The organism is Exiguobacterium sp. S22-S28 (assembly GCF_043359615.1).
Lineage (GTDB): Bacteria > Bacillota > Bacilli > Exiguobacteriales > Exiguobacteriaceae > Exiguobacterium_A.
In genome coordinates this window covers 93439-113474 of the sequence record NZ_JBHFFC010000028.1, presented here as the reverse complement: position 1 = coordinate 113474, position 20036 = coordinate 93439, and the positions used below count along the sequence as shown (strand labels likewise).

Genomic DNA, 20036 nt, shown 5'->3' with positions numbered 1-20036 from the left:
CAAGCAACTAACGTTACTAAACTTTAATTTTCCAAGACTCTGCTGTTGCAGGGTCTTTTTTTGTTTCATCATCAGGAATCCCATCATTCATTTAACGACGAAAGGATGATTCTCATGGAAACTTCAACTCAACATGAACAACTTCAACTTCTTTTGACAAATCGACACGCTTTTTTGATGCAAGGTAACCGAAAAGAGATGCATCAGTTATTATCACCCGATTTTTCTTTTATTGACGGACAAGGCCGACAGTTCGATGCCGAAACTTTTCTCGATCATTATGTGGATCCAGATCAAATCCAATGGAGCAATCAACTCAGCGAGTCGATGGTGGTCGAAGTCTTTGAGACGACAGCTTTAGTACAGGAAATAGTGGAAGATCATTTCTCATATGGTCGTAGCATGTACGTCGGCCGGTTCCGAAGTGTTTCGCTTTATCACTGGACGAGCGAAGGCTGGAAATGGCACTTTAACCAACTTACACCTCTCGACCCTTCTTGAGTCCAACACACTTGTTCGCATCGATCGATAGGATCAGCCACTCTTTAGGAGGGCTGGTCCTTTTCCATTGAAGGATCGTTTCCTCTCTTTTCTCCTCCAGAAAGTCCATGCTCCACTTGAAATGAAGTTTGATTAACTGTTTTCATTCCGTTACACTTTAGTTGTGAATATTTTCTGAAAATTATTGGAGGTGGAATACGATGACTGTTTTTAACTTTTCAGCTGGTCCGGCAGTCCTACCGGTACCAGTCTTACTTAAGGCTCAATCTGAGCTTCTAAATTACAAAGGGTCTGGACAATCCGTTTTGGAGTTGAGTCACCGCTCCACCTTGTTTGAAAACATCCTTCAAGAGACAGAGTCTCTGCTTCGGGAGCTCTTGCAGATCCCGGACAATTACCGTGTCTTGTTTTTACAAGGCGGTGCAACACTTCAATTTTCAATGTTACCGCTTAACTTAGCAACTGCACACCAGCGCGTCGACTTCATCGATACGGGAAGCTGGTCACAAAAAGCGATACAGGACGCCGGGGCTTTTGTTCAGACAAACGTCATTGCCTCATCTGAAGCCGACCACTATCGCTCGATTCCGACTGGTCCGATCTGTTCTGACGCTGATTATCTGCATATCACATGGAATAATACGCTCGAAGGGACTACTTTTACGAATGTTCCACAAGTGGATGTTCCATTAGTGGCAGACTTCTCTTCTTCCATTTTATCTGAACCGATTGATGTCAGTCAGTTTGACGTAATCTATGCAGGTGCTCAAAAAAACCTTGGGTCAGCCGGAATGACGCTTGTCATCATAAAAGATGACCTGTTGCAACGAACACCGGACCGCTTAGGATCCTATTTACGATATGACATACATGCTGCCCATCATTCTTTATACAATACACCACCCACATACAGCATTTATTTGACGAAACTAGTCCTCGAATGGATCAAGGAACAGGGATTTGATACGGTTGTTCAACGCAATCGTCGACAAGCCGCTTCTCTCTATGCCCACTTGGACCAATCCGCCATGTTCTCAAACAGCGTCGCCCTACCTGACCGGAGCCGAATGAATATTCCTTTTTCAACCGGTCAAACGGATTTAGATCAACAATTCCTGCAATTTGCAGAACGTCATCAGCTCGTTAATTTAAAAGGCCATCGTTCTGTCGGAGGAATGCGCGCAAGTCTCTATAACGCCATGCCGACTGCAGGAGTCGATGCCCTTATCACGGTTTTACAACGATTCGAACAGGGGGAACGTTAAATGCATCATGTACAGCTTTGGAATGACGTATCTGATAAAGGATTAAAACGCTTTACCGACCACTATGTCGTCAAACAAGACGTTGAAACACCGGATGCCTTTCTTGTCCGCAGCAAAGATTTACATGGAATGAAGTTTCCGACTTCCTTAAAAGCTGTCGCCCGCGCCGGCGTTGGTGTCAATAATATCCCGCTCGACCAATTGGCGAATCGGGGTATTCCCGTTTTCTCGACACCTGGCGCTAATGCCAATGCCGTCAAAGAGCTAGTCATCGCCAGTTTGTTCTTGACTGCCCGAAAATTAATCCCAAGCATTTTATGGACTAACAATCTTCGTGGACCTGATATCCCAGAGCGGATTGAAGCGAACAAAAAACAATTTGCAGGTACGGAATTGTTAGGAAAACGAATCGGCATCGTTGGTCTTGGAGCCATTGGAGCAAGTTTAGCAAATACGCTTCACGAACTGGGTATGACAGTTTCCGGATACGACCCACATATGTCTGTCGAATCAGCGTGGCGTGTCTCGAATCAAGTCCATCGTGTCACCAATCTTGAGGAGTTGCTGGCGACAAGTGATTATATTACACTGCATCTGCCTTTGATTGATGCGACACAACATTTGCTTCATGAACGCTTACTCGGAAAAATCAAACAAGGAGCAACTTTACTTAATTTTTCCCGAGGTGAATTAATCGATGAACAAGCTTTGGCAACAGTCTTAAAATCCGGACGTCTGGCCAACTATGTTACTGATTTCCCGAATGCCTTCATCCTCTCTCTGCCTCGTGTCATCCCGTTGCCTCACATTGGTGCGTCGACAGCAGAAGCAGAAGAAAATTGTGCAATCATGGCCGTCGATCAATTAAAGCTGTTTCTCGAAACCGGCAACATCCGAAACTCGGTCAACTTCCCGTCCGTCGAATTGCCGTATTCCGGTAAACGGCGTATCACGATCGCGCATCAAAACATTCCGAATATGGTCGGTCAAATCGCTTCCGTCCTTGCGACAGAACAAATCAACATTGCCAACATGATCAACGGCAGTAAGGATGGAATTGCCTATACGATCATCGACATCGACAATCATCTGGATGAAGCGATATCATTACAACAATTGCATGCCATTCCCGGCGTCTTAAAAACAAGACTACTTTAAGGAGCGATGATTATGCCTACTTTTGAACCTTTCCACGCCTTGCGACCTGACCCTAAATACGCAGAAGCGTTTTCTTCCCTTCCGTACGATGTCTTCAATCGAGCGGAAGGACGTTTGGAAGTCCGCCGACGTCCACTTTCCTTTTTACGAATTGACAAAGCAGAAGTGACGTTACCGGACTTGATTGATGAACATGATTCGCGTGTTTATCAACAAGCTGCCCTTCATTTCAAGGAAGCGATTGAACGCGGCATTCTCACAACCGATGATGTTGAAAGTTATTATCTCTATCGTCTGACGGACGGTGAGCATACGCAGACTGGTTTTGTCGGTTGTGTCTCTGTCGCTGATTACGATCAAGGCATCATCCGTAAACACGAATTCACACGACCTGATAAAGAACGGGACCGCGTCCGCCACGTTCAGTCGCTTGCTGCCCACACCGGTCCAATTTTGCTCGCCCATCATCCGGATGACGAGCTAGATCGAGTTGTCTCGGAACAGACGAAACAATCCCCACTCTATCAATTTACAGCTGAAGACGGGATTGAGCATACCCTCTATAAAATCACGGATCGCGACGCCATGATGACGATTGGCAGCCAGTTTGCCCGTCATGACCACCTGTATATCGCCGACGGGCACCATCGGGCTGAAGCGGCCTCACAAGTCGCCCGGTTGAATCATCATGAGGATGCCGGATTGTTTCTCGCCGTCTCTTTTTCAAGTGATCAATTGAATATACAAGGCTATCATCGCGTCGTCGAAGATTTATACGGTCAGTCCGTCGATGACTTGCTGGAAAGAATCAGTAATCGGTTCAGCGTTACCGAAGGACGCGCGACAGAAACAAAAAAGCATCAGTTTGAAATGTATGTCAAACATAACTGGTACACGCTGGATTATGAGAAAAACCGTCCATCCGTCAAAGAGGACCTCGATGTCGCCATTCTTCAGGATGAATTGTTGACACCCCTTCTCGGGATTGAAGATCCTCGGACGGATTCACGGATTCAATTCGTCGGAGGTGTCAGAGGTTACGCTGGGCTTGAACAACTCGTCGATCAAGGCACGATGGCCGTCGCGTTCCATCTACATCCAACGAGCTTAACCGAGCTGATGGCCGTCGCTGATGCCGGTGAAGTCATGCCGCCGAAATCGACCTGGTTCGAACCCAAATTAAGAAGCGGTCTGCTGATTCATCCATTTTTCTGAGGATTTTTAGGCAGACAAAAAACATCCGTTCAGGAAAAAGTTGATTTCTGGAACGGATGTTTTTTTGTTTGATAATTTTCATTCTACTCGGAGAATTTTTCCGGACACCCCGTGTACAATAATGGTGTCTGTGTAACGTTGTCCATCAACTAAATCAGCAGCTGGTTCCGCCAGATCAAATCGGACATCCTCCAAGCCATTGTTAAACAGAATCAAATAGGTCACTTCATCGGACTGACGGCGAATGAGGAAACTCGCCGTCTCGTCATTCAATTGTTCGAATTGATAGCCACTCGCATTGGCAAGGCCCGGATGTTTTTTGCGTAAATCAATCAACCGTGTAATATACGTCAAGAGTTCCGCATCCTGTTCCGCCGGATCCCACACCATACATTTGCGGTTATCCGGATCCTGGCCACCCGTCAAACCGATTTCATCGCCATAATAGATGACCGGACTTCCCGTGAACGTCAATAGCGATAACATCAACAATTTCATCCGATCCCGGTCCCCCTTTGCCCGTGTCAAAGCACGAGGGGTGTCATGGGAATCGATTAAGTTGAACATGACTTCGTTAACGTTCATCGAGTTGCTGTTCAAATTGCGGACGATGGCGTAGCTGAACTCTGATGCCGTCACTTCATTTGTTGCAAAGAACGTTAGAAAAGCTTCCGTCAACCCATAGTTCATGACTGCATCAAACTGGTCGCCTAGCAACCATTCCTGCGAATCCGTCCAACACTCCCCGACGATATACGCTTCCGGATTAGCAGCTCGCACTTCCCGCCGAAACTCGCGCCAAAATGCATGATCTACTTCACTCGCGACATCCAATCGCCATCCATCAACCTGAAATTCTTCTACCCAGTAACGACCAACTTTTAATAAATAATCTTTAACATCAGGATGGGCCGTGTTCAGTTTCGGCATATTGCTTTCAAAGGCAAAGACTTCATAATTTGGTACCGGTGTCGATTGGACCGGAAATGAATCAATCATAAACCAATTCGCATACTGTGATTCTTTCCCATGGGCAATGACGTCTTGAAATGCAGGATGATCGACACTGACGTGATTAAAGACGGCATCCAGTAAAATTCGAATTCCATTTTGATGCAGAAGTCGAATCATTTCCCGAAACGTTTCTTCCGTTCCAAAACTCGGATCAAGACGTAAATAATCCAGCGTGTCATATTTATGGTTTGACGGTGCGACAAAGACCGGACAAAAATAAATTCCGGTAATCCCAAGTGCCTTTAAGTAATCAATATGATCAATCACTCCTTGAAAATCGCCCCCGAAATGATTGTCAAAAGCCGGTGCCTCGGCTCCCCATGTGCTTGTATCCGCGCGGTCATTCGTCAAGTCACCGTTTGCGAATCGATCCGGAAAAATTTGATACCAGACCGTGTCTTTGACCCATGCCGGAGCATCAAACACGTCAACGGCATTCATATAAGGGACGGCAAAATAGTAGCCCGGGTGATCCAGCGGCACTTCATCGTACCATCCTCGTTCTGTATAAACGGCAGATTCACCGTTTGCGTGAACTCTGAATCCATAACGGACCCGCTTTTTTTTCGGCCGGATCGCAATGAACCAAAAATCGTGTGTCGCATCCGAGCCTGCGAACGTCATCTCTGCCGTCTCCGTTTTCCAAAACTTTTCTTTATTCGGATCAAAGTTCCAATCCCGATCTTCTTCTTTTTCCGCATCCCATTCATAAGGATCCCCATGAATCAACTCAACACGATCCACGTCTCCTTTCGCCGACATGAGGCGGATATGAACCGTTTCTTGATCGTATGTATAAACATACGGAGACAGGGCCCGGTGAAACACAGCTGCTTTATTCATAAGTCCCTCTCCTTCCACACTCTAGATTTCATTTTTTGTTATTTCCCGATTTCTGACTAGATGTAAACGTCAATCTTGAAAAAACACTCGTTTTACTGTCTTTTCAGTTTAGAAATCAACAGTTTATGCGGTATACTGATGAGGCAGAAGGAACCAGTAAGTTCCTAACTAAATCGAAGTCATGTGAAAGCGAGTGGATTCTGATGGGTCGTAAATGGAATAATATTAAAGAAAAAAAGGCGTCAAAAGACAAAAATACAAGTCGGGTTTATGCTAAATTCGGTCGGGAGATTTATGTTGCCGCTAAACAAGGGGAACCGGATCCTGAATCAAACCAGGCATTAAAGGTCGTTCTCGAGCGTGCCAAGACCTACAGTGTCCCCCGTGCCATCGTCGAGCGTGCCATTGAAAAAGCAAAAGGTGGCGCGGAAGAGAATTTTGACGTTTTGCGTTACGAAGGGTTTGGACCAAGCGGTTCCATGGTCATCGTCGAGACACTGACAAACAACGTCAACCGGACCGCTTCCGACGTCCGTGCCGCATTTGGTAAAAACGGTGGAAACATGGGGGTCAGCGGGTCGGTTGCTTACATGTTTGACGCGACAGCCATCTTTGCTTTTGAAGGAAAAACAGCAGATGATATTCTTGAACTGATGATGGAAGCGGATATCGATGTTCGTGATATCTTGGAAGAAGAGGAGTCTGTCATCATCTACGCTGAGCCAGAACAGTTCCATGCTGTTCAAGAAACGCTGAAAGAGGCAGGAATCACCGACTTCTCGGTCGCTGAACTAGTCATGCTCGCTCAAAACGAAGTCACGCTATCCGACGAAGACGTGCAACAGTTCGAAAAAATGATTGATGCGTTGGAAGATTTGGAAGACGTGCAACAAGTCTATCATAACGTCGAACTCTGATCATCGATTTATCAACCGGCTGATATCATTGCCGGTTTTCATACACAAAAAGGAGTTGGATGCGCATCCGACTCCTCTTTGTGTATTCCACTTTTGTCTGTATCTAATGTAATTTTGACATGTCTATTCAGAAAAGAACTCAATGCCCCTTTCAACGTCTTACTCAGCTGACGCCTATCGATTCAAGATAGTCACGCGCTGTCGTAACTCATCATAAAGTATGAAACGCGTTTCATAACAATCAAAATTTGCTACAAAAAAAAGATTCTTTTTTAATGTTTAATTTTTGAATATAATGGGAAAAGACATATTCGATACTGATAGGTGATGCATTTTTAAGTCACGTGCTTTTCACATAAGGAGGAAATGGTATGTCTTATTCATTAATTGAAACTTTTAAACGAATTGTTAGCGAAGCCAATCGGTTTAGCCGGGTTGATTTTGGCGGTTACGATATCTATATGCAAACGAATGACGGACGAACGATTACTGCTAAAATTCGTTTTGACGGCGGCGGAGATGATCAAAACGAAGCCTATCTGCGACTGGATTCAAGTACGGGACACAGCCGGATGACGACGCTTACGTTGCATCAATTTGAACATCTCTCTTCGTATGCTGCTCACAGCGAACGAATTCAATCACTCGTCTCAACAAGTGCTTAATACTGTATACGATAACACGCCCTCAAACGAGAGCGTGTTTTTTTATTATCCTTCTTCTTTTTCCAGACGTTCCAGTTCAGCATGCGTTTGCGGAAAACCATTAGCCTGCCAATCGGCCCGATGAATTGAATCCAGTTGCGTCAATCCTACTTCTGCTTCATCCTTTTTCGCATCGATACTCGGTTGACGATCGAGTGCGGTCGGATCACTGAAATCTTGCGAGGAGAACCCACCTTGTTGATAACGTTTGACGACTAACGCAGTTAACACTGCGATCCCACCAATGACCAGACCTTGCTTAAATGACTTTTTCATGACGACACCTCTGTCCGCTGAATTTTTACACTTAAGTCATTTTCCCTGAAAAGGAACATTGTAATCAACGTCTATACGTCTTTTTAAAATTTTTTCAGACTTTTTTTTCGCGTTTTTCTACCGTGTTCCTACATATTTAATAATTCACTTAAAAACCGCTTTCCTGCGCTACCTCAAGAATGTTCGGGTCATGCAGAGAGCCGAAATCTACGTTATACTTTTAACAGATGCTTCATGAGAATCGAATGGTTGAATACAAAAGGACATGTCACAAGCACGACAGCTCGCTTGCGTACTACGTCCTTCTTTCATTTTTTTCGATGAAATGAACGATATGAAAAGGAGGGAATCATGTGTCATTGCTTCATTTGGCAATTTTGTTGCCGTTACTCGCAAGTCTTTTCATTCCATTATTGTACAAAAAGATTCAATCGGTACACACAGGCTGGTTTGTCCTGCTTGTTCCGCTGACGCTGGTCGCTTACTTCAGTCAGTTCCTCACCCAGACAATGGCAGGGGAAACGGTAGTCGCGACAATGAAATGGATTCCTTCGCTCGATATCAACTTTATCGCTTACGTCGACGGCCTTGGTTTGCTGTTTGCGTTGTTGATTACAGGAATCGGTTCGCTCGTTGTGCTGTACTCCATCTATTATCTCGATGCGAAAAAAGAAGCCCTGCATAATTTTTATGTCTATCTGCTTCTCTTCATGACGGCCATGCTCGGAATCGTTTTATCCGACAACATGATTGTCATGTATCTGTTTTGGGAATTGACGTCGATTTCCTCATTCTTACTGATTGGTTACTGGTATGAACGAGAACGCTCCCGTTACGGGGCCCAAAAATCGATGCTCATCACTGTCTTTGGTGGACTGTCGATGCTCGGCGGAATTTCTTTGCTGTCGCTTCTCTCCGGTTCATTCAGTATTCGGGAATCATTGGCGACGGTTGCGACGTATTCAAATGATCCACTCTTCGCCGTTTCGCTTGTCCTGTTTTTACTGGCGGCCTTTACAAAATCCGCTCAGTTCCCGTTTCACATCTGGTTACCGGATGCGATGGAGGCTCCGACCCCTGTCAGTGCGTATCTGCACTCGGCAACGATGGTCAAAGCCGGTTTGTATCTGGTAGCACGGATGAGTCCAATTTTTGCCGAAACACCGCTGTGGTTTTATCTTGTTTCGTCTGTCGGAATGTTCACACTCTTCTGGGGATCATTGAATGCTGTCAAACAAGTGGATTTAAAAGCCATTTTAGCGTATTCGACGATTTCACAGCTCGGTCTGATCATGTCATTGCTCGGACTCGGAGCGGCCGCACTACAAGTCGAGGCCTTGCCGGACAGCCTGTACACGGTTGCAACGGTCGCAGCAGTCTTCCACTTGATTAACCATGCTACGTTCAAAGGCAGTCTCTTCATGATGGCAGGAATTGTCGATCATGAGACCGGTACACGCGACATCCGGAAACTCGGTGGTTTATCACAACTGATGCCGGTGACGTTTACGATTGCGACCATCGGTACGCTATCCATGGCTGGTGTGCCTCCGTTCAATGGTTTCTTGAGTAAAGAAATGTTTTTGACCGGTGTTCTCGAAGTATCGCAGTCCGGATTATTTCATCTGGACACATTCGGTCTCTTGTTCCCATTCGTTGCGGTCGTCGGCAGTATCTTTACGTTTGTCTACAGCATCTTAATCGTTTACCGGACGTTCCTTGGTCCAAAACAATTGGACAAGTTACCGAAAAAACCGCATGAAGCACCAATCGGCATGTTAATACCGCCACTTTTCCTTGTTTCATTGGTCGTCTTAATCGGCTTGTTCCCGAACTTATTATCGAACACGTTGATCCGACCGGCAGCCGAAGCAATTTTACCGAAAGTTGCCGCGAACGGGGGATCGATTCCTGTTGAGATCAAACTTTGGCACGGTTTCAACTTGGAACTGTTTTTGACCGTGCTGATCATCTCAGTCGGGACGATTTTGTTCCTGACGTTGCCAAAATGGCGCTCGCTTTACAACCGGATGCCCAAACAAGTCTCGTTGAATCACCAATATGACGCCTTGCTGCGCCGTGGTGAACAAACCTCTACCGTTATTCATGATACGGTCATGACCGGCTATATGCGTTCTTATTTGGTCTATATTTTCGGTTTTATCGTCGTGCTGGTATTATCGAGTCTTTACTTCCTTGATGCCTTTAGATTTGATGTGGATCCACTCAGTTCAGTTCAGGCTTACGAAATCGTCTTGGTCCTCGTCCTCGTCGGAAGTGCCTTATCGATCACGTTTGCCCGGTCCCGTTTGACATCCATCATTTTGCTTGGTGTCGTCGGTTATACGGTCGCCCTGTTCTTCGTCTTATTCCGGGCGCCGGACTTAGCCTTGACACAACTTGTCATTGAGACGGTATCCGTCGCCTTATTCCTGCTCGTGTTTTATCATATGCCGGAAATCAGCCGGAAAGAAGAACGGATTAAGTTTAAACTTGGCAATGCCGCAATCTCGGCGCTCGTCGGATTAAGCGTCACGTTGGTCGCACTTGCCTCGCTCAGCCAACGGTCGTTCGCTTCGATTGCCCAATACTACATCGACAATGTGGCCGATTTAGCCGCCGGCGGTAACATGGTCAACGTCATTCTCGTCGACTTCCGTGGTTTTGATACGTTATTTGAAATTAGTGTATTAGCCATTGCCAGTCTTGGCATCTACGCGATGATTAATTTCCGGAAGACAGGAGGAATCGACAAATGAAAAACCCGATGAAGAAGCATACGAATGACGTCATCTTGGAATCTGCCACGACGTTCATCACGTTCATTATCTTTTTGTTTGCCGTCTACCTGTTTTTCGCCGGTCATTATACGCCGGGTGGCGGCTTCGTCGGCGGTCTCGTGACGGCTTCCGCACTTGTCTTGATTTTGCTTGCCTTTGATATCAAGACGCTTCGACAAATCCTGCCTGTCGACTACAAACAGATGACAGCCATAGGGATGTTGATTTCCGTCTTGACGGCTTCAGGCGCCCTGTTGTTCAACAAACCATTTTTTACACATGCCCACGACTATTTCAATTTGCCGTTGTTCGGAAAAACGTCCTTACACACAGCAATGCTGTTCGATTTAGGGGTATATCTCGTCGTCGTCGGTGTGACGATGACAATTATTCAAACGATTGGGGAGAGTGATTAACGCATGGAAATTATCATGGCGATTGCCGCAGGCATCTTGACGATGTGTGCCGTCTATCTCATTCTTTCAAAAAGTATTTTACGCATCATCATTGGAACCGGTTTACTCAGTCACGCGGCTCATTTGATCGTCATGACGATGGGTGGTCTGAAGACCGGAGCGGCGCCCGTCATTAAAGACGGGGTCACCCAGTACACGGATCCACTGCCACAAGCGCTTGTTCTAACGGCAATCGTCATCAGTTTCGGCGTGACCGCATTTTTCCTCGTGCTCGCCTACCGGGCTTACCAAGAACTGGGCACTGACAATCTCGAGGAAATGAAAGGAACCGATACGCATGATTAATTTACCGTTATTACCGCTTTTAATTCCGCTGATTACCGGTGTCATTTTGATGTTGTTCCCGAATCGGCTCCGTCTGCAACGGACGCTCTCTCTCGTCTCGACCTTTTTAAGCACCGGTGCAGCGGCCTATCTCGTCTACAGTATCCGAAAAGACGGAATCCTGACCGTCACACTCGGCAGTTGGCCGGCTCCATTCGGTATCACGCTTGTGTCGGATATGTTATCCGCCTTACTTGTTTTGACGACCAGCTTACTTGTCTTTTTTGTCGTCTGGTATTCGATCTATTATTTGTCCGACTTACATCAGCGGTTTTATTATTACATCGCCGTCCAATTTTTACTCGTCGGTGTAAATGGAGCCTTCACGACAGGTGATATCTTTAATATGTTCGTCTTTTTTGAAGTCTTCTTGATTTCTTCTTACGTTTTGATTGTGCTTGGAGGAAAACCGGCTCAGTTGCGTGAGTCCTTGAAATACTTGTTGATTAACGTCATCTCGTCCGCTCTGTTCGTCATGACCGTCGCCTTTTTGTACGGTGTCATCGGTTCTCTGAGCATGGCAGACATCTCACAAAAAATCGCAGACATCAATCAGCCTGGCATTCTCAGCGTCATTGCGATTCTGTTTTTGATTGTCTTTGGATTAAAGGGTGCCATCTTCCCGTTATACTTCTGGCTTCCCGGCTCGTACCAAGTGCCTCCGACACCCGTTCTTGCGCTGTTTGGCGCATTGCTGACGAAAGTCGGCGTCTATGGGATCTTGCGGACATACAGCCTGTTTTTCTCGCATCAGCAAGAGTTCACGCATCAAATTCTCGGTTGGTTGGCACTGGCAACGATCGTCATCGGTGTCATCGGTGCACTGGCAACACGCGACGTTAAACAGATCTTAATTTACAACATCATCGTCGCGGTCGGCGTCATCTTGTACGGCGTCTCTGTCATGACCCGTCAGTCACTCGAAGGAGCGGTGTTCTACCTGATTCATGACATGTTAATTAAGGCCGCCTTGTTCCTGTTGATCGGTGTCATGATCGGCATCGCTGGATCGAGTCGCTTAAAAGATATGGGTGGAATGATCAAAGACTATCCCTTACTCGGGTGGACGTATTTCATTGCTGCATTGTCACTCGCCGGGATTCCACCACTCAGTGGTTTCATCGGAAAGTTGCTGATCGTCCGTGGTGGCTTTGAAGCAGGTGATCTTGTCGGACCGTTCGTCGTCTTGATTTCGAGTCTGCTCGTCCTCTATTCCGTGATGCAGATTTTCATCCGTGGATTTTGGGGATCGCCGAAGACCTACACGGGTCCGAAACGCCACCTGACGAAACAATTGCTCGCACCTGCACTCGTTTTGGTCACGATGACTGTTTTGTATGGTGTCGGGACGGAAGCGGTACGACCGTTCATCTCGCAAGCCGTGGATCCACTTGTCGATCCCTCAATCTATATTCAAGCCGTACTGAAGGAGGACTAATCTTATGCCGTTTCAGTTATTACTCAATCTCTTGCTTGCGTTCCTCTGGATGTTTCTTGCTAATTCCTTCTCGACGTCATCGTTCATCATCGGCTATTTATTGGGATTGATTGCGATGTTTGCGATGCGGAGGGGGTTCAGTAGCCGGTTTTATCTCGGACCGTTCATCGCGTTGATTCGACTGTTCATTCGCTTTTTATATGAACTTGTTGTGGCGAATCTCCAGGTGCTGTCCATCATCTTGAAACCGCGACTTGATATCAAGCCCGGTATTTTCGCCTATGAAACCGAGCTCAAACACAACTGGCAAATCACGTTGCTGTCGTTGCTGATTACGTTGACACCCGGCACCTTGGTCGTGGATATCTCAGATGACAATAAGACATTGTACATCCATGCGTTGCATATGCCGGAAGCTGATGATGCCGTTGACTCGATTCGAAACAGTTTTGAGAAAGCCATCTTGGAGGTGAGCCGCTGATGTTAGAGACCATTTTATTCATCGCCTTGGGTGGCGTATTCCTGTCGATGCTCGGGTTATTTTACCGCGTCATCAAAGGACCGTCCGTTGCCGACCGGGTCATCGCCCTCGACTCGATCGGGATCAGCCTGATTTCCGTCGTCGGTCTCGTCTCGATTATTCTTCGGACGAGTGACTACTTGGAAGTCATCTTATTGATCGGAATCTTGGCGTTCATCGGCACCGTCGCCTTCTCTAAATTCATCGAGAAAGGAGAGATCATCGAACGTGACCGCAATCAGTGATATTTTCGTAGCCGTCTTTGCATTGATCGGGGCATTTTTCAGCCTCGTGACCGCACTTGGTCTCATTCGGCTACCTGACCTTTATACGCGTGCTCATGCCGCCTCTAAGAGTGCGACACTTGGCGTCATGAGTATTCTCATTGGCGTGATCATCTATTTCGTCGCAGAAGACGGATTTTTCTCTTCCCGTGTTTTGCTCGGAATCTTGTTCGTTTTGATTACCGCACCAATCGGCGGACATTTAATTGCAAGGGCTGCATATTACAGTGATGTACCGCTTTGGAAGGGATCTGTTCAAGATGATCTTGCGAAAAATCCGGAACACGTTACTCCTAAAAAACGACCTAGTCCAAAATTAAAATGAGTTCAATGATTTTGAATCAAAATATACGGGTATACAAAAAAAACGGATGCAACCGTTCACTCATCGTGAAGGATTCGCATCCGTTTTTGCAAATAATAATTCTAATTCATGTCGATTGGTGAGCAGTTCCGCTAACGTATGTTGTTCCAGTTCACGAATAAACGCCCGTAAGGCCCGAGCTAAAATCCCTTTGAGCTGACATTGGGGTTCTATCACACAATGACCGTCTTTTGCAAAACATTCGACGATATCCATTGGTTCCATCTCACGGACGACTTTACCGATATTAATTTCCTCCGGATCACGGATCAATCGTAATCCACCTGTACGACCACGCGTCGACTCCACGTATCCAAGCTTCGTCAGTTGTTGTGTGACTTTCATCAAATGATTGGATGAAATCCCGTAATGATTGGCAATTGCCGGCATCGGTGTAACCTCTTCTCGATGTATCCCTAAATAAATCAAGACCCGAAGTCCATAATCCGTATATTGTGTAATTCGCATGTCGTTCCACTCCATTCCCTGTTCACGAAGCCTTTGACGACCTCTTCCAACTTTGCTGTTTCATCTTAACATTTTCCATTTCAATCGAAAATAAAAGAGATGCTCTAATTATGTATACGTAAGCCAATATGATTTAGATTCCTGATTTCAAAAAAAAATCAGTTTCCGCTTGAAAGGGAAACTGACTGATCCTATCGTCATTTTTTATTTTTATAAGCACGTAACACTTCATTAAAGCGGTCTGCGTAATTCGTAAAGACTCCTGTTACTCCGTAATCGAGCATTCGTTTCATATCCGCTTTTTCATTGACTGTATAGGGATGAAGCAATAATCCGTTATCCCGGATTTGTTTTGTATTTTCTCGTGTCAATGATTTAAACGACGGTCCGACTCCGACTGCGTATGATTGGATGACCTGCAAGTCCTTCGTTGTTAAACGTGTCGTTTCCGACGCTTCTAAGAGTTGGACAAGCGGAAGTTGATGGTCCAGTTCTTTAACTTTCAATAAGCTGTCTCGGCTGAACGACTGAATCATAACCTGCCCCTGACGAATTCGATCACTTGATAATCCATATTGGGACAGCTTCTCTACTAACTTTTTCTCCATTCCTGGGTAAACTTCTGGTGATTTTGTCTCAATATAATAATTTGCATGTTTTCCGTAGCGTTCAAAAATTTCATCGAGCGTCGGTACACTTAATCCTTTGTAACGTTCTTCCGCATACGCCGGATATACTTCATTAAACCAACTTCCTGCATCCAACTCTTTTATTTCCGAGAGCGTCTTGTCCTTAACTGCACCTGAACCATTTGTCGTTCGATCCACCGTCTCGTCATGCATCGCAATCAACTGACCGTCTTTCGTCATTTGCAAGTCAATTTCAATGTAGTCGGCTTTTAATGTTTTGTGTCCGATTTCGTAAGCGACCATTGTATGTTCCGGTGCATAACCCGATGCTCCGCGATGGGCAACATTGACAATTCGGTTAGGGTCAAGCAGCCCCTTTTCTTTACCTGCTGCCTCAGTACTGACGGAACTACTTGCGACAACCATTCCCACGACCATCGTGACACCCATCTGTTTCATCATTCATGTTTCCCCCTTTAAAGTAACGTACAAACCGTATCTTACCGGCTGACGATAAAGGAATTATGAATCTGCTGTAATCTTCTGTGTAGATTCGATGACAGATATGTCATATCCGAGAAAAAACGGGACTGACTTTTGAGTCAGCCCCGTTTGTATAATCTTGCTTATGCTTCAAAAATCAATGATTCCGGATCTTCGAGCAAATCTTTAATGTGTTTTAAGAAAGTAACGGCTTCTTTTCCATCCACGATGCGGTGATCGTAAGAAAGCGCGACATACATCATCGGACGATTTTCCATCCGTTCTGCACTAATCGCGATCGGACGCAAATTGATCGCATGCATTCCGAGAATCGCGACTTGTGGTCCGTTGAGAATCGGTGTTGACATTAATGAACCAAACGTTCCGCCGTTTGTAATCGTAAATGTCCCGCCTGTCAAATCCGATAATCCAAGTTTATTATCCCGCGCCTTGACCGCAAGATTAATGATATCTTTCTCAATTTCACCGAAGTTCTTTTTATCGGCATCGCGAACGACCGGTACGACCAACCCGTCTGGTGCCGAAACGGCGATTCCAATATCGTAGAATTTCTTGAGAACGATCTCGTCTCCTTGAATTTCAGCATTCAAATACGGCATTTTCTTCAAGGCCGCTACTGCTGCTTTCGTGAAGAATGACATGAACCCGAGTTTGACTTCATTGTCTTTGACGAATTTTTCTTGACGGCGTTTCCGTAAAGACATGACGGCAGACATATCGATTTCATTGAACGTCGTCAACATCGCTGCTGTTTGCTGCACTTCGACCAAACGATTGGCAATCGTTTTACGGCGACGTGACATTTTAATCCGCTCTTCCGGTTTCCCCGGTGCAGCAGGCGTTGCGGCTTGTGGTGCCGGAGCTTTTGTTTCCGGTTTCGCTTGTTCACGTGGAGCGACTTCAAATGTCGCGACGTCCTGAACACGAATTCGACCAAGTGGATCTTGTGTCGCGACCTGTGCTAAATCAATTCCTTTTTCGCGTGCCATTTTCCGGGCAGCAGGTGAGGCAATCGGGCGATCAACGCGTGACGTTGCTTCTGTCGCAGCGACAGCTGCCGGTTGTTCTTTTTTCGGTTCCTGTGCGACGGGTACTTCTGTTTGTTCAGGTGCCGGAGCTGCTTCTGTCGGTTGTGCCGCTTCTCCACCTGCTGTGATGATGGCAATCGTTTCTCCGACGCGGACTGTATCGCCTTCAGCCGCCATGACTTCAGACAGAATTCCAGCTTCGTCAGACGGTACTTCGATGTTGACTTTATCTGTCTCCAGTTCGACGATGGCTTCCCCTTTTTCTACCTGATCGCCGGGTTGTTTTAACCACGATGCGACCGTACCTTCTGTAATCGATTCTGCAAGTTCTGGCACTTTGATTTCCATGTTAATTCGTCCCCCTAAGACTTTTCGTGTTTGACCCCACTTGATTTTAGATTAGACATTTGTTTCGGAAGTAGCTGATGCGCTCGGCTGGTTGACTGTCGTTCGTGTCAAGGCTTCTGTTAGAATCCGCGCTTGTTCGACTTTGTGACCTGTCGGATCACCTTCCGCCGTACTCGAACGTCGACGACGGCCGATGTAACGGACGGTTGTAATCCCATTGACGGCAACCGATTCAAGACGTGGTTCAATGTAAGTCCATGCGCCCATGTTTTTCGGTTCTTCCTGAACCCAAACAAATTCAGCAACATTCGGATAACGTTCCAATAAGGCGTTTAACTGCTTGGCCGGGAATGGATAAATTTCTTCGATCCGGACGATGTGCAACCAGTTGAAGTCATCGTCTGATTTCGAGACGGCTTCTGCTAAGTCAATCGCAACTTTCCCGCTGCAGAAAACAATCCGTTCAACTTGTTCCGGTGATTGCCCTAAGCCCTCTTGTTCGACGAGTCGTTTGAATGAACTGTTTGTCAGTTCGGATAGATCAGAAGTTGCCAGTGGATGACGGAGTAAACTTTTCGGCGTCATGACGACGAGTGGACGGACTTCTTCTTTTCCAAGTATCGCTGCCTGACGGCGAAGCAGATGGAAGTATTGGGCCGCACTCGACACGTTGGCAACCGTCCAGTTCTTTTCACCCGACAACGTCAAGAAGCGCTCTAAGCGACCACTCGAGTGTTCCGGTCCTTGTCCTTCGTATCCGTGCGGCAACAGCATGACAAGCCCGGACGTTTGTCCCCATTTTGCACGACTTGCCGAGATGAACTGATCAAAGATGACTTGACCGGAGTTTGCAAAGTCACCGTACTGGGCTTCCCATAAAACAAGTGTCTCAGGTGCAAACACATTGTAGCCGTATTCGAATCCGAGAACGCCCGCTTCCGACAACGGACTGTTGTAGACGGCAAACGATGCTGTCGCAGAGTCCAAGCTGTGCATCGGAGAGAAGGATTGTCCCGTTTTTACGTCATTTAAATTAATATTCCGCTGGGCAAATGTTCCCCGTTCCGAATCTTGACCACTGAGTCGGATCGGTGTCCCCTCTGAGAGGATGGAGGCGAATGCCAACGTTTCTGCATGTCCCCAGTCGATTCCGTTTTTCGTCGTCAATGCATCCGTCCGGCGTTTCAACACTTTTTCGAGTTTGTGGAAGACACTGAAACCACTTGGCCATTCGAGTAGCTGCTCGTTATACGCAGTCAATTTCTCGGCGGCAACTCCCGTCTCGATGTGCGGTACTCCTTTAAAGACGACGTCCGGCATGATGCCACCGTATTCTTTCTCGACATTTGGAACTTTTTCACGTGCTGTTTTCATCATCTCATTGATGTCTGCTTCAATCTTCGTCACGTCTTCTTTGGCGACATCTCCTTGTTCGACCAGTTGCTTGGCGTACAAAACACGTGCTGAATCATGTTTATGGATCAAATCATAGAGGACGGGATTCGTATTCATCGGCTCATCCATCTCGTTATGTCCGAAACGACGGTACCCAATCAAATCAATTAAGACATCCTTGTTAAACGTTGCCCGGTATTCGCTGGCAAGAAGAGCGACTGCTAAACAGCTTTCTGGTTCATCCGCATTAACATGGAAAATCGGAATTTCATAACCTTTTGCCAAATCACTTGAATACCGTGTTGAGCGGGAATCTGTCGGTTCTGTCGTGAAACCAATCGTATTGTTGGCAATGATATGAATCGTTCCACCCGTATTGTATCCTTTTAGGTTGGCTAAGTTGAGCGTTTCAGCGACAATCCCTTGTCCCGGAAACGCAGCATCACCGTGAATCAAGATGGAAGCTGCTTTCCCTTGTTCTTGACGAGGAGCTCCTTTTTGTGAACGATCGTCTTGCGCAGCTCGTGTAAACCCTTCGACAACAGGATCGACGAATTCAAGGTGAGACGGATTATTCGCAAGCGTCATCCGGACGTTACTGGATTGTTGCTCCATCTTTCGGTTTAACCCAAGGTGATACTTGACGTCACCTGTCCAGCCGTACGTGATACCGATTGAACCTTCGGAAGGAACCAAATCATGGTTCGGTGCGTGTTGGAATTCTGCAAAAATCATTTCATACGGTTTTCCTAAAACGTGTGCCAAGACGTTTAGTCGTCCCCGATGCGCCATTCCGATATTGATTGTTTCCGATCCGTTAGCAATTAAATGACCGACGATCGTGTCGAGCAACGGCACCATCGCATCAAGTCCTTCGATTGAAAAACGTTTTTGTCCGACATATGTTTTATGAAGATATTTTTCAAATAATTCCGTTTCCGCCAATCGTTTGAACAATTGCTTTTTCTGATCAACAGTCAACTTGGCTGTCAGCGCACCTTGTTCAATCTTCTGTCGCAACCATTTCTTTTCATCCAAGTCATCGACATGTTGAAATTCAACAGCCGCCGCCCCTGTATACTGAGCTTTTAAGTGTTCGATGCCTTCAAAAGCATCTTGAAGATGAGCTGGTGGTTCTGGACAAACGAGTGTGACAGGCATTCCCCGCAAATCGGCTTCGGTTAATCCGAACTGACGGAGTTCCAATAACTCTGTTTCGCGTGGATGATCCTTGAGCGGATAAATATCGGCTGCAAGATGACCTTTCGCCCGAATTTGATCAGCCAACCGGCTCGCTGCCAAGTACTTTTCGAAATCTCCCGTTTCGACCGGCTGTTTCATTACGCTTTCTGCAACCGGAGCACCATTTTGTTCAAAGTATGTCCGTGTCTCTTCATCAACAGAAGAAGCATCCTCTAAAAAACGTTCATACAATTCAATGATATACCCAAGGTTGGGTCCATAAAATGCTTGTTGATCCTGGCTTGCCATGTACGGTTCCCCCCGTTTCATTCATTTCACACTTCGTGTTGAAAAATCAGCATATTTCCAACTCTCTACCTGTTAGCGCTTTCAAATCATATGA

The 20036-nt window shown here is 46.2% G+C and carries 19 protein-coding genes; 13 read left to right on the top strand and 6 right to left on the bottom strand.

Annotated elements, in window-relative coordinates:
• Positions 1-114 precede the first annotated feature (114 nt).
• From ACHA8N_RS11770 to ACHA8N_RS11755, 4 genes are all read left to right on the top strand, one after another.
• Complete coding sequence (locus tag ACHA8N_RS11770) at positions 115-501, top strand: nuclear transport factor 2 family protein (protein ID WP_393965859.1); 387 nt, start codon at positions 115-117, stop codon at positions 499-501.
• A gap of 200 nt (positions 502-701) precedes the next feature.
• On the top strand, positions 702-1766 hold the full coding sequence (gene serC / locus ACHA8N_RS11765) for a 3-phosphoserine/phosphohydroxythreonine transaminase (protein ID WP_393965858.1): 1065 nt from the start codon (positions 702-704) through the stop codon (positions 1764-1766).
• Positions 1767-2924, top strand: coding sequence for a phosphoglycerate dehydrogenase (locus ACHA8N_RS11760; RefSeq protein ID WP_393965857.1), 1158 nt, complete (start codon positions 1767-1769; stop codon positions 2922-2924).
• 12 nt (positions 2925-2936) lie between these two features.
• Positions 2937-4139 carry a DUF1015 domain-containing protein gene (locus ACHA8N_RS11755; RefSeq protein WP_393965856.1) on the top strand — a complete coding sequence of 401 codons (1203 nt, stop codon included), beginning with the start codon at positions 2937-2939 and terminating at the stop codon, positions 4137-4139.
• Positions 4140-4217: 78 nt separating this feature from the next.
• Here ACHA8N_RS11755 and ACHA8N_RS11750 read toward each other — a convergent pair whose 3' ends face one another.
• Entirely contained in the window at positions 4218-5996 is a 1779-nt protein-coding gene (locus ACHA8N_RS11750) for a glycoside hydrolase family 13 protein (RefSeq protein WP_393965855.1), read from the bottom strand.
• A gap of 203 nt (positions 5997-6199) precedes the next feature.
• Between ACHA8N_RS11750 and ACHA8N_RS11745 the strand changes: the two genes are divergently transcribed.
• Together ACHA8N_RS11745 and ACHA8N_RS11740 are read left to right on the top strand one after the other, a co-directional pair.
• Positions 6200-6913 (top strand): YebC/PmpR family DNA-binding transcriptional regulator, encoded by a 714-nt coding sequence (locus tag ACHA8N_RS11745; protein WP_393965854.1) that lies wholly within the window; start codon positions 6200-6202, stop codon positions 6911-6913.
• Between the two features lie 371 nt (positions 6914-7284).
• Entirely contained in the window at positions 7285-7578 is a 294-nt protein-coding gene (locus ACHA8N_RS11740; RefSeq protein ID WP_147511026.1) for a hypothetical protein, read from the top strand.
• A 45-nt stretch (positions 7579-7623) separates the two neighbouring features.
• On the opposite strand, the gene ACHA8N_RS11735 is transcribed toward ACHA8N_RS11740, so the two are convergent.
• A complete protein-coding gene (locus ACHA8N_RS11735) occupies positions 7624-7893 on the bottom strand; it encodes a hypothetical protein (protein WP_393965853.1) in 270 nt (89 codons plus the stop codon).
• A 353-nt stretch (positions 7894-8246) separates the two neighbouring features.
• Here ACHA8N_RS11735 and ACHA8N_RS11730 point away from each other — a divergent pair, with 353 nt between their 5' ends.
• Genes ACHA8N_RS11730 through mnhG form a run of 7 tightly spaced genes read left to right on the top strand, consistent with a single transcriptional unit; the run spans position 8247 to position 14040 of the window.
• The gene (locus ACHA8N_RS11730; protein ID WP_393965852.1) at positions 8247-10652 is read left to right on the top strand and encodes a Na+/H+ antiporter subunit A; all 2406 of its coding nucleotides are present in this window, start codon (positions 8247-8249) and stop codon (positions 10650-10652) included.
• Positions 10649-11089 carry a Na(+)/H(+) antiporter subunit B gene (locus ACHA8N_RS11725; protein WP_393965851.1) on the top strand — a complete coding sequence of 147 codons (441 nt, stop codon included), beginning with the start codon at positions 10649-10651 and terminating at the stop codon, positions 11087-11089. Before ACHA8N_RS11730 ends, ACHA8N_RS11725 begins: the two co-directional genes overlap by 4 nt.
• Before the next feature lie 3 nt (positions 11090-11092).
• Positions 11093-11434 (top strand): Na(+)/H(+) antiporter subunit C, encoded by a 342-nt coding sequence (locus ACHA8N_RS11720; RefSeq protein ID WP_147511023.1) that lies wholly within the window; start codon positions 11093-11095, stop codon positions 11432-11434.
• A complete protein-coding gene (locus ACHA8N_RS11715) occupies positions 11427-12911 on the top strand; it encodes a Na+/H+ antiporter subunit D (protein WP_147511022.1) in 1485 nt (494 codons plus the stop codon). The genes ACHA8N_RS11720 and ACHA8N_RS11715 overlap by 8 nt, the downstream gene beginning before the upstream one ends.
• Before the next feature lie 4 nt (positions 12912-12915).
• The gene (locus ACHA8N_RS11710; protein ID WP_147511021.1) at positions 12916-13392 is read left to right on the top strand and encodes a Na+/H+ antiporter subunit E; all 477 of its coding nucleotides are present in this window, start codon (positions 12916-12918) and stop codon (positions 13390-13392) included.
• A complete protein-coding gene (locus ACHA8N_RS11705; protein WP_014970528.1) occupies positions 13392-13676 on the top strand; it encodes a Na(+)/H(+) antiporter subunit F1 in 285 nt (94 codons plus the stop codon). Before ACHA8N_RS11710 ends, ACHA8N_RS11705 begins: the two co-directional genes overlap by 1 nt.
• On the top strand, positions 13660-14040 hold the full coding sequence (gene mnhG / locus ACHA8N_RS11700; protein WP_147511020.1) for a monovalent cation/H(+) antiporter subunit G: 381 nt from the start codon (positions 13660-13662) through the stop codon (positions 14038-14040). Before ACHA8N_RS11705 ends, mnhG begins: the two co-directional genes overlap by 17 nt.
• 60 nt (positions 14041-14100) lie before the next feature.
• Here the strand turns inward: mnhG and ACHA8N_RS11695 are convergent, their stop codons facing one another.
• From ACHA8N_RS11695 to ACHA8N_RS11680, 4 genes are all read right to left on the bottom strand, one after another.
• Positions 14101-14547, bottom strand: a complete 447-nt coding sequence (locus tag ACHA8N_RS11695; protein ID WP_147511019.1) for an Rrf2 family transcriptional regulator — start codon at positions 14545-14547, stop codon at positions 14101-14103.
• Between the two features lie 197 nt (positions 14548-14744).
• Positions 14745-15626: a glycerophosphodiester phosphodiesterase gene (locus tag ACHA8N_RS11690; protein WP_393965862.1), complete on the bottom strand. Its 882-nt coding sequence runs from the start codon at positions 15624-15626 to the stop codon at positions 14745-14747.
• 176 nt (positions 15627-15802) lie between these two features.
• A complete protein-coding gene (gene odhB / locus ACHA8N_RS11685; RefSeq protein WP_147511017.1) occupies positions 15803-17056 on the bottom strand; it encodes a 2-oxoglutarate dehydrogenase complex dihydrolipoyllysine-residue succinyltransferase in 1254 nt (417 codons plus the stop codon).
• A gap of 51 nt (positions 17057-17107) precedes the next feature.
• Complete coding sequence (locus ACHA8N_RS11680; protein ID WP_393965850.1) at positions 17108-19963, bottom strand: 2-oxoglutarate dehydrogenase E1 component; 2856 nt, start codon at positions 19961-19963, stop codon at positions 17108-17110.
• Positions 19964-20036: the final 73 nt, after the last annotated feature.